Genomic DNA, 13,431 nt, shown 5'->3' with positions numbered 1-13,431 from the left:
GTGGGAGCCACGGACGACACCCGAGGGGGCATGGAGCCGCCCGCCCTGCGGCGCGGCGAGTGGGAGCGCCCCGCGGCCTCCCGCGCCGAGGTCGCCGCCCGGCGCATCGCGGCCATGGTCGCGGACGCGGACCCGGGCGAGCGCCTGGGCACCAAGGAGGAGCTGCGCGCCACCTGCGGGGTGTCGGTCGGTACGTTCAACGAGACCCTGCGCCTGCTCCAGTCGCGCGGCCTCGTCACCGTCCGCCCCGGCCCGGGCGGCGGCCTCTTCGCCGCCGAGCAGTCCGCCATGCGGCGCCTGGGCAACTCCGTGCTGGCCCTGGACGCCAAGGAGCCGGACGGTACGCGCGCCGACGAGGCCCGGCGGATCCGGGACGCCCTGGTCCCGCTCCTGGTCGAGGACGCCCTGTGGCACGGCTCACCGGCCGATGTGGCCGCGCTCCGGCAGGAGTTGACGGAGCTGGCCGAGGCCGCGCGACAGGCCGACCCGGTCGCCTTCGCCGACGTCGACCACCGGCTGCGCACGCGGCTCGCCGCCGTCAGCCCCAACTCGCTGCTGCGCTCGCTGTACGCGACGCTGCTGCCGGTCGCCGAGCCCGACGCGGTCAAGCACCTCCAGGAGCGCTACGACCACCACGCGGCCCTGATCGACGCCCTCGAGGCCCGCGACCGCGACCGGGCGCTCGACCTGGCACGGTCCGGCTGACCTGGCACGGTCCAGCCGACTCGGCCTGGTGCGCTCCACCCGAGGCGGGCTCACGAGGCCCACCCATCTTGGGCACAGGTCGTTCACATTTTCCGGTCATTGAAGGGCGTCAAACCGCCATCCCTGTGCGGAGCCGCCCCTTCCGCCACGGGGTCGGTGCCAGAGTCCCGGTGCGGCGCCCAACAGGGCGCCGGTGGCTGAACTACCTGACTCCAAGGAGTTCTTTTCGTGGGGAAGAAAACCGCGACGCTGCTCGCAACCGCCGCTCTCGCCTCCCTCACCCTCGTCGGCCAGGCGAACGCCGCCCCCGCACACCACGCCCCCGCCCCCTCCTCCACATCGACGCAGCCCGGCCCCCTCGCGGACCAGGTGCGGTACGCGCCGTTCACCCTCAACCACAACGAGTCCGTGAGCTCCAACACGGCCCGCCTCATCCAGCAGTCCGACGGCAACCTCGTCATCTACGACGAGTTCAACCGGCCCAGATGGGCGAGCCGGACCGTCGGCCAGGGCTGGACCACGCGCTTCCAGGAGGACGGCAACCTCGTCGTCTACACCCGCAGCGGCCGCGCCGTCTGGGCGTCCCACACCGCGGGTCACCCCGGCTCCCGCCTCGTCATCCAGGACGACGGCAACGTCGTCATCTACGACGGCAGCCAGGCCATCTGGGCCTCCGGCACCAACCACTAGCGGCCCCGTAGTACGCCGCTGATTCGTCGTGGCGCGTCACCGGCCGGGTCCCCGCGGGCCCGGCCGGTCCCATGAGAGGGCCCTCTTCGCGGCGCCCTGGCGCGTCCGGCCCGCCAAAGAGACGGGCGGGCGACCTCCCGTCGAACACACCGCATACGGCTCATGCACTCTCCGCGCGGCCTACAACCACAGCCGCCGTCCCCCGTGTCGAACTCCGTACCGGTGCGCCGGTCCCCCGGCGCCGCCGATCCCGCACCCACCGAACCCAACGGAGTTCACGTGCACTCGCGTTCACGCTTCCCGGTGGCACGCCTCGCCGCCACCGCCGCGCTCGCGCTGGCCACCCTCGCCCTCGGCGTGCCGTCCGCCCAGGCGGCGGACACCGACCGGGCGCCGCGCCGCGCGCCGGACGACCCCTTCGTCGTCACCCTTTCCTCCGACGTCTCCAGAACCGACTTCACCCACCGGAAGGTCAAGCTCAGCGGCACCGTGACCCGCGCCGACGGCACCCCGGTCGCGGGCGCGCCGGTCAAGCTCCACAAGACCGTCCTGTACAACACGTGGAACCCGTGGGGCGACCCCATCGACCCCATCGAGCGGGAGACCCTGCCGCTGGGCACCCTCCACACCGACGCCGAGGGGAAGTTCACGCTCTCCGGCGTCCCTGCGGACCGCTGGCTGGACCGGGACAGCGTCCATCTGTTCCCCCGCCACGAGGTCGAGTTCCAGGCCTCGTACGACCCGGGTGACCCCTCGGACGGCCACTTCTTCTTCGCCGAGACCACGGTCGGCATCCGATCGGTCGACAGTTCCCTCACCTACAAGGTGAACAAGACCAAGGTGCGCGCCGGTGACACCCTCGTCGTCACCGGCAAGGTCACCTGGCCCGCCGGGCACGGCCCGGTCGCGGGCACCCGCGTCCTGCTGCGGACCTACTACGAGTCCTCGTACAACGCGAAGACCACCACCGACGCGCGGGGCAACTTCACCGTCCGCGCCAAGATCCGGGGCTACGACCGCGACTTCGTGGTCTTCTCCACGCCCAAGGACTACTACATCACGGGCGCGAGCGAGAGCCTGCCGGTCACGAACGTCACGCCGCGCCCGAGGCCCGCGGCCTGAGACCCGAGCGGGGCCCGCTGCCGGGCACCCGGTGGCGGCCCCCGCTCCCCTGTCACGGTTTGACCCATCTCACACAGATCCGTACGGGCGGATTCCGATTGCCGACGGCGGCAGGGAGAAGGAGAAAGGACGAGAGACCACCACGAGAACGAGACCCACGAGGGGCAGGAGCGGCCCCACTGCCGCGCCCCCGCCCCGAGAACGTACGGAGGCCCCATGACCCGCGCCATCACCGTCGGAGTGGACGGATCCGCCGAGAGCCTGGCCGCAGCCGACTGGGCGGCCGTCGAAGCCGCGCTGCGCGGCGCGCCGCTGCGGATCGTGCACGCCTGGCTCCCGCCGTCGACCGACGTGACGCTCGCCGGCAACGGGGACGAGCAGGTCGCGGCCGCCGACGCCTTCGTGCGGGAGGCCGTGGCGCGCGTGTCCGGCCGCCACCCGGACCTCACGATCGCCTCCGAGATCGTCCAGGCCACCCCCGTCGACACCCTGCTCAAGGAGGCCGAGCGCTCCGAGATGCTGGTGCTCGGCTCGCGCGGACACGGAGCCCTCGTCGGCTTCCTGCTCGGGTCCCACGGGCAACAGGTCATCGCCGACGCCCCCGGCCCTGTGGTGTCCGTACGAGCCGGTACGGGGACGGACGCGTCGGCGCGGGCCCACGCGACGGGCGACGTCGTGGTGGGACAGCACGGGGAGCCGGAGGACAGCGAGGCCGTGCTCCGGTTCGCCTTCGAGGCCGCGGCCGCCCGCGGCGCGGCCGTCCGCGCGGTGCGCGCGTGGACCCTGCCGCCGCTGTACTCCTACAACACCGGCGTGCTGCAGGTCGCGGACGAGGCCGGCGGCCTCGAACCGCTCGAACAGCAGGCGCTGACGCGTGCGCTCGCCCCGTGGCGCGAGCGGTTCCCCGACGTGCCCGTGGTCGAGCACGTCGAGATCGGCAGCGCGGGTCAGGTCCTCCTCGCGGCCACCCCCGACGCGAGCCTCCTCGTGGTCGGCCGCAAGACGCGCCGCTCCCCCATCGGCACGCGCATCGGCTCCGTGGCCCATGCCGCGCTGCACCACGCGGGCTGCCCGGTCGCGGTCGTTCCCCCGGCCTGAGCGGGGCGCGCCCTCAGCAGGTGGTGCCGTCAGGAACCGCGCGCAGCCCCACCAGGTAGTCGTCCACGCGCCGGGTGACGCACGCGTCACCCCGGCCGTAGGCGGTGTGCCCCGGCGCCTCGTACGTCAGGAGCATGCCGCCGGGGAACTGCTCCGCCAGGCTCTCGGCCTCCTCGTACGGGGTGGCCGGGTCACCGGTGGTGCCGACCACGAGGACCGGCGCCACCCCCTCGGCCGCCACCCGGCGCGGCCGCGGTGTGCCCGCGGGCAGGTCCTTGCACGCCAGTGCGCTCAGCACGCTGGACACGCCGTACAGGCCCGCCTTCTTCTCGGCGCGCTCCAGGGCGTTCCAGTACGGCTCGGCGGTGCGGGGGTAGGCGGTGTCGGCGCAGGAGACGGCGAGGATGGCGGCGTCGCTGTTGTCCAGGGAGCCGCCGGAGTCGTCTACGGCTGTGCCTGCCGCCCGGGAGCGGGGCGCGGGCTCCGGCGCGCCGGGCCCATCGGCTTCCTCGGCCTCCTCCGTCTCCTCTGCCTCCTCGTCCTCCGAGAGCGCCGCGAGCTTCGTTCCGTCGCCGCGGGCCGCGGCGCGCAGGGCCGCGGAGAGCGGCTTCCACTGTTCCTCGGGCGTGTACATCGCCACCGAGACGGCGTCGACGACCTCTGTCGCGCCGAGGCCTTCCTCCTCGCCGTCGACGGGCAGCGGATCGTGCTCGGCACGCGCGTACAGATCGTGGATCAGGCGGCGGATCTCCTCCGGGTTCGCACCGGGACAGCCCGTGCCGACGACGTCCGGGCACTGCGTCGCGTAGTCGTCGACGGCCCTGCGGAAGCCGGTCCCCTCGCTCAGGGCGCGCTGCGCCCAGCCGAGGGAGGGGTCCACCGCGCCGTCCAGGACCATGGCGCGCACCCGGCGGGGGAACTGCTCGGCGTACCGGGTGCCCAGGTGCGTGCCGTACGACCAGCCGACGTAGGTCAGCTTCCGCTCGCCGAGGGCCGCGCGCAGGACGTCCAGGTCGCGGGCCGCGTCCCGGGTGCCGACGTGCGGGAGGAGGCCGCGGCTGCCCCTGCGGCACGCGGTGGCCTCGGCGCGGGCGTCGGCCAGCGCCCGGGCGCGCGCGGCGGCGGTGCGGGGAACCGGAGGCTGTTCCTCGGCGCCGTCGTCCTCAGCGGTGTCCTCCTCGTCCTCCGGGCAGTCGAGCGCGGGGCGGCTGCCCGCGACGCCGCGCGGGTCGAAGGAGACGATGTCGAAGCGGGCCCGCGCCTTGGCTCCGAAGGACTCGGCCCCACCCTCCCTGAGGTCGGCCACCCCCGACTCGCCGGGGCCGCCCGGGTTGTAGACGAGGGTGCCGATGCGCCGCCCCTCGTCGGCGGTCGCGGCCCGGGCCACGGGCAGGACGAAGGTCTTCCCGTCGCCCGGGTGCGCGTAGTCCCTGGGCACGGTGAGCCGGGCGCACTCGACGTCACCGCAGTCCCTCCACTTCAGCCGCTGCCCGTAGAAACGCCGGAACTCGGGCCGGGTGGCGGCGTCCGCCTTCTCCCGTGCGGACCCGTGACCGCCCTGAGCGGAGCAGCCCGCGAGCGGCAGGGCGGCGAGGACCGCTGCGAGGGACGGGGCGAGAACGCGGACGCGCAGGGTGTGCTTCGGGGACTTCACGTGGGTGCTCCTGTGTTTCTGGTTCACCACAGGGTCCCTGATCACGGCCACGGATGGACGCAAGGGGGGCGCTGACACCGGGCGAGGCCCGTGTGCTCGGCGTACTCGACCTTCCCGACAGAGGCCGAGCCGTCGGCCTCGCCCGTCAACCGGCCTGAGGGTCCTGTGCCCGCCGGATGGCCGCCACCGTCCGGACCGGTTCCTTCATGAGGAAGTCCAGCACGAGCGCGTTGACCAGGGCGGGCTTCTCCTGGGTGAGGAAGTGCGAGGTGCCGGGCACGACGGCGAGTTCGGCGCGGGGCAGCGCCTCGTACATCTCCACCGCGTGCCGCATCGTCACCAGGTCGTCGTCGGAGAACATCACGAGGGTGCGCTGGGTGACCGCGGCCAGGTCCGCCGCCTTCAGGTTCGGCTCCCGCGCGGCCATCTCGCCGATCTTCGTGACCACGACCCTGAAGTGCTCGACGCCGTCCGGGGAGACCTCGCCGTAGGCGGGGCCGAGGAACGCGGAGATCTGGTCGACGTCCCACTCCGCTTCGGGCGCCGCCTCGCCTTCCTTGCTGAAGCCGCCGCTGATCAGCACCAGGCGCTTGACCAGCTCGGGCCGCCGCATCGCCACCAGCATGGCCACGAACGCCCCGTCGCTGTGCCCGACCAGGTCCGCGGGTTCGCCTACGACGGCTTCCAGGAAGGCGATCGTGTCGTCGGCCATCAGCTCGTAGGTGATCGGCCCGGGCACGTCCGGGGTGTGCCCGTGGCCCCGGCGCTCGGGGGTGTAGACGTGGAAGTGCTCGGCCAGGGGGCCGAGGTTCGGCTCGTAGAACCGGCTGTCGACCAGGCCCCCGTGCATCAGGACCAGCGGCGCGCCCTCACCGTGCTCGTCGTACCAGGTCCTCACGTCACCGAGCTGAACGTACGTTGCCATGCCTGCTCCGTCCCTCGTACACGTTTCGGATGACAGACCGGCCGCCCGGCCGGAACTCATCGCCACGATCACGGCTCGGCCCGCGGTGGGGCGTGCCGCGCCGCCCCGCGACCAGTGTATGATCTTCACGTAACTCCGGTGCAGGGCACGGGAGTCACGCGTCTGTGGTCCAAGGAAAGACGTCCATCATCCGATGGGAAATGCAGGTGCAAGGCCTGCCGGGCGCTCCACACGAAGGCCCCCTCCGCGCGGAGGGGGCCTTCGCTGTGCCCGGGCGGGGCCGGGGCGCAGCGTGTGGGCGGTCGGCACCGGTGGCGGAACGCACCCCTCTGCGTGGCCGTGCTGGTGGTGGGTGTCGGTGTCAGGGGCGGTGTCAGCGGGGTGTCAGGGCGCTGACAGCAGCGGCGGAGATCGTAGAGACATCAAGCACCGACCCGGTGGCCCCCACCACCGGCACGAAACGCTCAAGGAGCACACCATGTCCCTCACCCTCACCACCCTCACCGACCAGGACAAGAACACCCTGCGCACCGCCGCCTACGGCGCCGTCTCCCTCATGGCCGCCGCCGACGCCGCCGGAAAGCCCCACAAGACCGCCACCCAGGGCACCATCGCCCTGACCTCCGCCACCGGCCAGATCGGACACGTCCTCGCCGCCAAGACCCCCCTCAAGAACCTCAAGGGCACCACCACGGCCGCACTCGCCGAACACGTCCTGCCCGCCCTCACCGCGGCGATGCAGCTCCTCCACCGCCACTCCCCCGCCGAAGCCGCCAACTTCCACGCCACCGTGACCACCGCCGTCCAGGCCGCCGCCCACGCCCACCACACCCAGCCCGGCCCCACCCTGACCGCCATGGCCCACAAGATCACCGACGCCCTCGACGCCGCCTGACCGCGTCAGGGGTGACTCTCACCTCCCGCTCAGCATCGGCAGCAGTACCGCCGCGGACCAGCTGAAGTTGGGAGAGTTGAGCGGCGCTCCGGTGAGCGGGTCGTAGTTCTCCATCACCGGGCCCCGGCCGGTGAGGCCCGTCGCGTGGGTGAGCAGCCGGTCGGTCAGCGCCCGGGCCTCGGCGGTGTGGCCGTACCGGCGCAGCCCGGCCTCGGCGAAGTACGCCTGGTCCAGCCAGACGGGGCCGCGCCAGTAGCGCTGCGGGGCGAAGTAGGGGGAGCTGCGGGCCACCGTCGGGAAGGGCACGGGCGTGGCGAACTCGCCCGGGTCCGTCAGCTTGTCGCGTATGGCCGCCGCCTGCGCGGGTGTCGCCGTACCGGTCCACAGCGGGATCGCCCCCTCGATGCCCCGCCCGCGCGCGGTGAGCCGGGAGCCGTCGGTCAGGTCCGTGTCGTAGAACCAGCCGCTCTTCGGGTCGTACATCCGCTCGCGCACCGCCCGGTGCGTGGCCCGCGCGCGGGCCCGCCAGTGCCGCTCCCCCGCCTTGTCCCCCAACTCCCTTGCGATGACGGCAAGATGGGTCTGGTCGGCGGCGAGGTAGGCGTTGAGGTCGACGGACTCCTGAGCGAGGGAGTAGCCGGTCACGCGGCCCGAGGCGTCCTGGTTGGCGACGACGGAGGTGCCGAGGTCGGCGTCGAAGCGCGGCGCGTTGTCCATGCCGCTCTCCCAGGCGGCGGCGAGCCTGCGCTGCTCCGCGCTGTCGTTGGCGGGGTCGACGGTCGCCCCGTACTCGGCGAGCCCGTCGCCGTCGTGGTCGCGGTTGCGGTACCACCACGCCTGGTACGCGGCCAGCTTCGGGTACATCTCGCGCAGGAAGCCCCGGTCACCGCCGCGCTCGTAGACCTCCCGCACCGCCCACGCGGCCAGCGGGGGCTTGCTGTTGCGCTCGTTCCAGTTGCCGCCGCCGTCGGAGGGGTCGTTGTAGAAGACCGCGTCCGGGATCATCCCGGCGTCCTGCGGCCTGCTCGCCGAGCCGGGGCGTATCTGGTGGTCGAACATGGCGCGGAGCTGCGACGCGGCGAGCCGGGGGTCGAACCGGGCGGTGCCCACGGCCTGCTTCCAGGTGTCCCAGGCCCAGATTCCGCCCGCGAACCACTTGTACGACAGGGAGGGGCTGATGGCGTCGTGCCGGATCCGCCCGGCCGCCGAACGCCAGTTGGTGACCAGGGTCTGGAGCGCCTTCACGGCGAGGCGGCGGCGCGCGGGCGGGACGGAGCCGGTGACGGCGGCGACGTAGCGGCGCCAGCGCGCGTCCCCGGCCGCCGCGACGGCGGCCGGACGGGACAGGGCGCGGCGCACGGCGGCGCTCTCCCGGGCCTGCTCGGGCCTGGTGAAGGTGTAGCTCTCCGCCCAGTCCAGGGTGCGGGCCGCGCCGGGCGCCAGGCGCAGCGGCGCGGCCAGCTCGGTGCGGTAGGTGTCGTGGTCGAGCGTAGTGCGGACGGGCTCGCGGTGGGTGATCTGGAAGCGCTCGGTGCCGTCGGTGAGGTAGTCCCACTTCTCGCGTACGCGCGCGAAGTCGACGGCGACGCCGCGCGCCGTTGCGGTCAGCGCGGGCGCGTCACGCTGCGGCCCCCTGTCGGGGCGCAGCAGGCCGCCGGACCAGTCGGCGGCGAGCGTGCGCGTCGTACGGCCGCTGTTGTGGACACGGGCGCGGACGAGTGCGGTGCGGTCGGTGGCGAACCGCAGCTCCAGGGTGAGGTCGAGGCCGTCGAGGCGGTAGCGCTGGCGCAGCAGCCCCGGCAGCGACGTGAAGCGCGGAGCGCCTCCACCGGCCAGGTCGAGCGTTCTCTCCGCTTCCTTCAGCCGGAGCCTGCTGAAGGATCTGCTCAGCCACCACGGGTATTCCTGGGCCAGGTAGAGGGGCCCGGTGAAGCCGCCGTACGTCGTCGGGTCGTCGGCCTCGGGCAGGGCGTACGCGTGCCAGGCTCCCCGGTCGGCGAACACGTTGACGGGGTTGAACTCCCCCGGCGACGCGGCCTTGGGGACGCCTTCGAGGTCGAGGACGTTCTCGTACGCGACCGGGGACCGGGCGGCGGACGCGGTGGGGTGCCGCGGCGCGGCGTCACTCGCCCCCGCCGGAGACGTCGTGCCCGCGGCGAGGCCGAGAGCGAGGGCGAGCACGGGCAGGACACGGGAGGGAGAGCGCATCGTGGACTCCGGGCGTGTGAGAGGACTCCGGCCGTATGAGGACTGCGGGGGCTTCGGGCGCGCGAGAGCTTGGGGCGCGGCGAGGGGGGCTTCGGCTGCGTGGGGCTTCAGGCGCGCGGGCGCCGCAGCCGTGCGGGGGCCGAACGCCGCGCGCCTTACCCGCTGTTCAACCGCGTCACCGCTCACTCACCCGCATCGGGATGCCGTCGGCCGCCCACAGCACGAACCGTTCGATCGGCGTGACCTGGTGCCCCGGCACCGGCCGGAAGGTGAGGCGCTTGAGGAGGACGGCGAGGACGAGCTGCGCCTCGACGGTGGCCAGGCCCGCGCCCTCGCAGCTGCGGGGGCCGAGGCCGAAGGGGATGTAGGCGAACCTCGGCCGCTTGGCCGTCTCTTCGGGAGTGAACCGCTCCGGGATGAACCGCTCGGGCTCGGGCCAGTGGTCGGGGTTCAGATGGACGGCCCAGAAGGGGTAGAAGATGGTCGTCCCCGCCGGGATCTCGTACTCCCCCAACGTGAGGGGCTCGGTCGTCTCCCGCGCGCCGTAGGGGCCGGGCGGGTAGAGCCGCATCGCTTCCTTCAGGGTCATGTCCAGATACGTCAGCTGCCGCAGCTCCGCGTACGCGGGCGCGGGGCGGTCCCCGAGCACGCGGTCCACCTCTTCGGTGACGCGGGCCGCCACCTCGGGGTGCCGGCCCAGCAGGTGCAGGGCCCAGGAGACGGCCACGCCGGTGGTGTGGTGGGCGGCGAGCAGCGTCACCATGACGGTGTCGCGGATCCGTGCGGGGCTCTGGCCCGCCTCGACGAGCGCGGCGATCAGATCGCTGCGGTCCGCGCGGCCGCCGGAGCGGTGGTGTGCCGCGACGACCTGGTCGACCGTGGCCCGCAGATACGCGAGGGCCTCGTCCGCGCGCCGGGCGCGCTCGTCCTGCGTGCCCGGGACCGGCGCCTGGTAGAGCCGTCCCAGGTACTCGGTGAGTACCGTCTCGAACGCCTCGGTCACCTGCTCGGGGTCCTCGGTGTCGCCGCCCAGGGAGTACGCGCAGATCATCCGGAGCGTCAGCGCGGTGAGGTCCTTCTGCAGCTCCACGGGCTCGTCCCCGGCACGCGCGGCCCAGCGGTCCGCGAGGTCCGTCGCGAGCTCGGTGAACCGCGCGAAGTGCCGCTCGTGGGACGGGCGTCCGGCGAAGACGGAGAGGAGCAGCCGCCGCCACGGGGTGTGCTGGTCGGCCGCGAGGACCTGGAGGTTGTCCGACTCGCAGAGCGGGGCCAGGAACTCGAAGAGCCGCTCGGGCCGTTGGTCGAGGTGGGCCGTGGCTTCCAGGAGCACGGGGTCGGCGACCGACACGGCCTCTTCCGCGCCCGGGAGCTGGAACCGCACGACGGGTCCGTATGCGGCGTGCAGCCGCAGTTGGTAGGTGTGCAGTCCGCCCGCCGCCGTGACAGCGCCCACGCCGCCGTCCGGGCGGGCCTCGGGGCCCGGGATCTCCATGGCCGCGTTCCTTCCCTGCCCGCGGGTCGAGCACACGTACGCATCCGGAGATTCTCCGGGGCGGCGGTGCCGGGCCGTCCGTCCGGTAGGTCGGGATTTGTCACCTGGTGGCCGAACGGGCGGCGGGGACTACGATCCGGTATGCGAGCTTCTGGAACGTTCAAAGTTGCCGACTTCACCCCGGTCGCCGCGCCGAGCCCGGGGATCGAGACCGCGGTGCCCGTGGCGGTGGCCACGATGGCCAAGCAGTACGAGGGCGAGGTCGTCGGGCACTCCACGACCCTGTTCACCGCCGCCGCCGACCAGTCCACCGGCACGGGCACCTATGTCGCGATGGAGTCCTTCGAAGGGGCGCTCCACACGCGGAGCGGCACCTTCAACTTCGCGCACTCGGGAACCACCGTGGACAGCCGCAAACAGGGCGAGTTCTTCGTGATCGTCCCGGGCAGCGGAACGGGCGACCTCGCGGGGATCAGCGGGACCGGAGGCATCGCGGTGGACGAGGAGGGCACGCACCGGCTCTGGTTCGACTACGAACTCGGACAGTAGCGCGGCGGCCCGTCCGTGCACGCGGCGGCCGGGGGACGCGTCCCTCCCCCGCAACCACGCCGCACGGCCACCGGCCGGGCCCCGGGAAGCGCCCCGCTCACACCTTCCGCCAGCGCGCACTGGCCCACGAGAAGGCACCGAACGCCATCAGCGCCACGGCCAAGGCGACCAGCAGCCACGGCCCGCCCGCGGTGTGGCTGAAGGAGCGCAGGGTGTCGTCCATCCCCTTGGCCTCGCCCGGCTCGTGCCGCACGGCGGCCACGACGAGGAACACACCGGCCGCCGCGAAGGCGCACCCGCGGCCGCAGCCGCCGACCACCCCGAGCACGTCCACGCCCCGGCGCACGGGGGCGGACATCTCCCGCATCCGCAACCGTCGGCGGTGCTTGCGCAGGGCGGCCCTGCCGATCATCCACAGCCCGGCCGCCACGACACCGAGCCCCACCGCGCCCACGATCCACTGCCCGCCCCGCCAGTCCAGGACGGTCGCCGTGAAGTCGTCGGCCTGACGGTCGGACGAGCCGCTGCCACTGCCCCGGTCTCCCGTGACGTAGGCCAGGACCAGATAGCTGACCACGCCGTAGAAGACGAACCGGGCCGCTGACAGGAGGCGTTTGCCCGGCTTGCGCCCCTCGGGGCCGGCCTGCCCGAACAGCGCCTCGGACAGCCGCCACAGCGCCATTCCCACGAGGCCGAGGCCGAGGAGCCACAGCAGGGCTTCCCCGAAGGGCTTCTGGGCGAGCTCGGTCAGCGCGCCGCCACGGTCGGCCTGCTTCCCGTCCTCGCCCGAGAGCGCGATGCGCAACGCCACCACGCCGACCAGTACGTAGATCGCGCCGCGCGCCACGAAGCCGGCCCGCGCCGCGACCTCCACCACACGGCCGTGGGCGAGCCGCCGCGCCCGGCCTGTCCCGTTTCGCACTGCCCCATCCAAGCCCATGGTGGCCGAATCCCCCGGGACCTCCGGCTCATGCCCCCTCGGGCATGCGAGAGAGGCCACACCGGAGGGCCGGAGCACTCACTCTTGCCGTCCCGCAGGAGCGCTCCCCTCGCCCCGCAGGGGCGACCTTTCGCCACGCAATAGTCCAGACCATATGTTTTCGCTTGACTATGCATGCGCACGCAAGTCTACGCGAGTAGCCATGCCCCGCCCCTTGCGATGACGCTGGCCCATCTGTCAGATTTTCAACGGCCTTTACTGGCATGCACGCGACAGGATTACCCGCCTTTCGCGTGTACCCCTGGCCGCATACCTATGCGGCTTCGTCCTCGCGAAGGACGCTCCACCCCCACACAATGGAGATGAACGTGCGAATATCCAGACTCCTCCCCGCCGTCGCGGCCGTCGCCCTGACCGTCCTGGGGCTCGCCCCCACCGCCGCCGCGCAGGCCTCGGCGGCCGAGCGTGCGCCCGCCGCCCCCTCCACCACCGCGGCCCAGCCGATCATCGGCGGCGGCTACGCCAGCAACGCCCCCTGGGCGGCCCGGCTCTTCTCCAACGGGCGGCAGACGTGCACCGCCACGATCATCGCCCCGACCTGGATCCTCACCGCCAAGCACTGCGTCAGCGGCGGCGGCCTCTCCTTCCGCATCGGCAGCCTCGACCAGACCACGGGCGGCACCCAGGCCAACGGCGTCAGCGTGACGAGCAACCCGTCGGCCGACCTCTCCCTGGTCAAGCTCGACCGCTCCGTGGCGGGAACGTACTCGCCGCTCGGCCAGCCCGGTTCGGTGACCGTGGGCCAGTCCGTGCAGGTCTACGGCTGGGGCGCGACCTCCCAGTGCGGCCAGGAGATCAACTGTCAGTCCCGGCTCCTGAAGGTCGCGAACGTCACCGTCACCGGTGGCTGCCGCGACGCCTACCAGGGCCAGGCCATCTGTGCCCGCCGGGGCAACGGCATCACCGCGGGCGGCGACTCGGGCGGCCCCATGATGGCCAACGGCCTCCAGGTCGGCGTGGCCTCCACGAGTGACCGGCAGACCACCACCGCGTACACGAACGTGACGGCGTACCGCGCCTGGATCCAGAGCGTGGCCGGAGTCTGAGCCACCCCTCCCCTCCGCGCGGCGCCGCGCGGAGGGGGCACGGACCC

General features: G+C 73.2%; 12 protein-coding genes. 7 read left to right on the top strand and 5 right to left on the bottom strand.

The window, feature by feature from the left end:
• The 4 genes from AC5WAM_RS39425 (at position 1) to AC5WAM_RS39410 (ending at position 3,615) form a co-directional block, all read left to right on the top strand.
• Positions 1-705, top strand: coding sequence for a FadR/GntR family transcriptional regulator (locus tag AC5WAM_RS39425; RefSeq protein WP_495520596.1), 705 nt, complete (start codon positions 1-3; stop codon positions 703-705).
• A gap of 228 nt (positions 706-933) precedes the next feature.
• Entirely contained in the window at positions 934-1,395 is a 462-nt protein-coding gene (locus tag AC5WAM_RS39420) for a hypothetical protein (protein WP_138957763.1), read from the top strand.
• 279 nt (positions 1,396-1,674) lie between these two features.
• Positions 1,675-2,517: an acyl carrier protein gene (locus AC5WAM_RS39415; RefSeq protein ID WP_495520595.1), complete on the top strand. Its 843-nt coding sequence runs from the start codon at positions 1,675-1,677 to the stop codon at positions 2,515-2,517.
• Between the two features lie 216 nt (positions 2,518-2,733).
• Positions 2,734-3,615 (top strand): universal stress protein, encoded by an 882-nt coding sequence (locus tag AC5WAM_RS39410; RefSeq protein WP_495520594.1) that lies wholly within the window; start codon positions 2,734-2,736, stop codon positions 3,613-3,615.
• Positions 3,616-3,628: 13 nt separating this feature from the next.
• Here AC5WAM_RS39410 and AC5WAM_RS39405 read toward each other — a convergent pair whose 3' ends face one another.
• Entirely contained in the window at positions 3,629-5,269 is a 1,641-nt protein-coding gene (locus AC5WAM_RS39405; RefSeq protein WP_495520593.1) for an alpha/beta hydrolase, read from the bottom strand.
• A 145-nt stretch (positions 5,270-5,414) separates the two neighbouring features.
• A complete protein-coding gene (locus AC5WAM_RS39400; protein WP_495520592.1) occupies positions 5,415-6,194 on the bottom strand; it encodes an alpha/beta fold hydrolase in 780 nt (259 codons plus the stop codon).
• A gap of 478 nt (positions 6,195-6,672) precedes the next feature.
• On the opposite strand from AC5WAM_RS39400, the gene AC5WAM_RS39395 reads away from it, so the two are divergent.
• On the top strand, positions 6,673-7,089 hold the full coding sequence (locus AC5WAM_RS39395; RefSeq protein WP_495520591.1) for a hypothetical protein: 417 nt from the start codon (positions 6,673-6,675) through the stop codon (positions 7,087-7,089).
• An 18-nt stretch (positions 7,090-7,107) separates the two neighbouring features.
• Here the strand turns inward: AC5WAM_RS39395 and AC5WAM_RS39390 are convergent, their stop codons facing one another.
• Both AC5WAM_RS39390 and AC5WAM_RS39385 read right to left on the bottom strand, forming a co-directional pair.
• Positions 7,108-9,297 (bottom strand): MGH1-like glycoside hydrolase domain-containing protein, encoded by a 2,190-nt coding sequence (locus AC5WAM_RS39390; protein WP_495520590.1) that lies wholly within the window; start codon positions 9,295-9,297, stop codon positions 7,108-7,110.
• Positions 9,298-9,472: 175 nt separating this feature from the next.
• Positions 9,473-10,789, bottom strand: coding sequence for a cytochrome P450 (locus tag AC5WAM_RS39385; RefSeq protein ID WP_495520589.1), 1,317 nt, complete (start codon positions 10,787-10,789; stop codon positions 9,473-9,475).
• A 141-nt stretch (positions 10,790-10,930) separates the two neighbouring features.
• Here AC5WAM_RS39385 and AC5WAM_RS39380 point away from each other — a divergent pair, with 141 nt between their 5' ends.
• Positions 10,931-11,338, top strand: coding sequence for a DUF3224 domain-containing protein (locus AC5WAM_RS39380; RefSeq protein WP_366792866.1), 408 nt, complete (start codon positions 10,931-10,933; stop codon positions 11,336-11,338).
• Positions 11,339-11,435: 97 nt separating this feature from the next.
• On the opposite strand, the gene AC5WAM_RS39375 is transcribed toward AC5WAM_RS39380, so the two are convergent.
• Complete coding sequence (locus AC5WAM_RS39375; RefSeq protein WP_495520588.1) at positions 11,436-12,278, bottom strand: DUF1206 domain-containing protein; 843 nt, start codon at positions 12,276-12,278, stop codon at positions 11,436-11,438.
• A 368-nt stretch (positions 12,279-12,646) separates the two neighbouring features.
• Between AC5WAM_RS39375 and AC5WAM_RS39370 the strand changes: the two genes are divergently transcribed.
• On the top strand, positions 12,647-13,384 hold the full coding sequence (locus AC5WAM_RS39370) for a S1 family peptidase (protein WP_495520587.1): 738 nt from the start codon (positions 12,647-12,649) through the stop codon (positions 13,382-13,384).
• Positions 13,385-13,431: the final 47 nt, after the last annotated feature.

This window comes from Streptomyces sp. JLYT201 (assembly GCF_059448825.1).
The sequence above is the reverse complement of the archived record's forward strand: the minus strand, read 5'-3'. Positions and strand labels throughout refer to the sequence as shown.

Bases quoted from the DNA above. Each gene is read 5' to 3' on its own strand.
- AC5WAM_RS39410 (WP_495520594.1), top strand. From the start codon at position 2,734: ATGACCCGCGCCATCACCGTCGGAGTGGACGGATCCGCCGAGAGCCTG.
- AC5WAM_RS39385 (WP_495520589.1), bottom strand. From the start codon at position 10,789: ATGGAGATCCCGGGCCCCGAGGCCCGCCCGGACGGCGGCGTGGGCGCT.
- AC5WAM_RS39390 (WP_495520590.1), bottom strand. From the start codon at position 9,297: ATGCGCTCTCCCTCCCGTGTCCTGCCCGTGCTCGCCCTCGCTCTCGGC.
- AC5WAM_RS39400 (WP_495520592.1), bottom strand. From the start codon at position 6,194: ATGGCAACGTACGTTCAGCTCGGTGACGTGAGGACCTGGTACGACGAG.
- AC5WAM_RS39395 (WP_495520591.1), top strand. From the start codon at position 6,673: ATGTCCCTCACCCTCACCACCCTCACCGACCAGGACAAGAACACCCTG.
- AC5WAM_RS39380 (WP_366792866.1), top strand. From the start codon at position 10,931: ATGCGAGCTTCTGGAACGTTCAAAGTTGCCGACTTCACCCCGGTCGCC.
- AC5WAM_RS39375 (WP_495520588.1), bottom strand. From the start codon at position 12,278: ATGGGCTTGGATGGGGCAGTGCGAAACGGGACAGGCCGGGCGCGGCGG.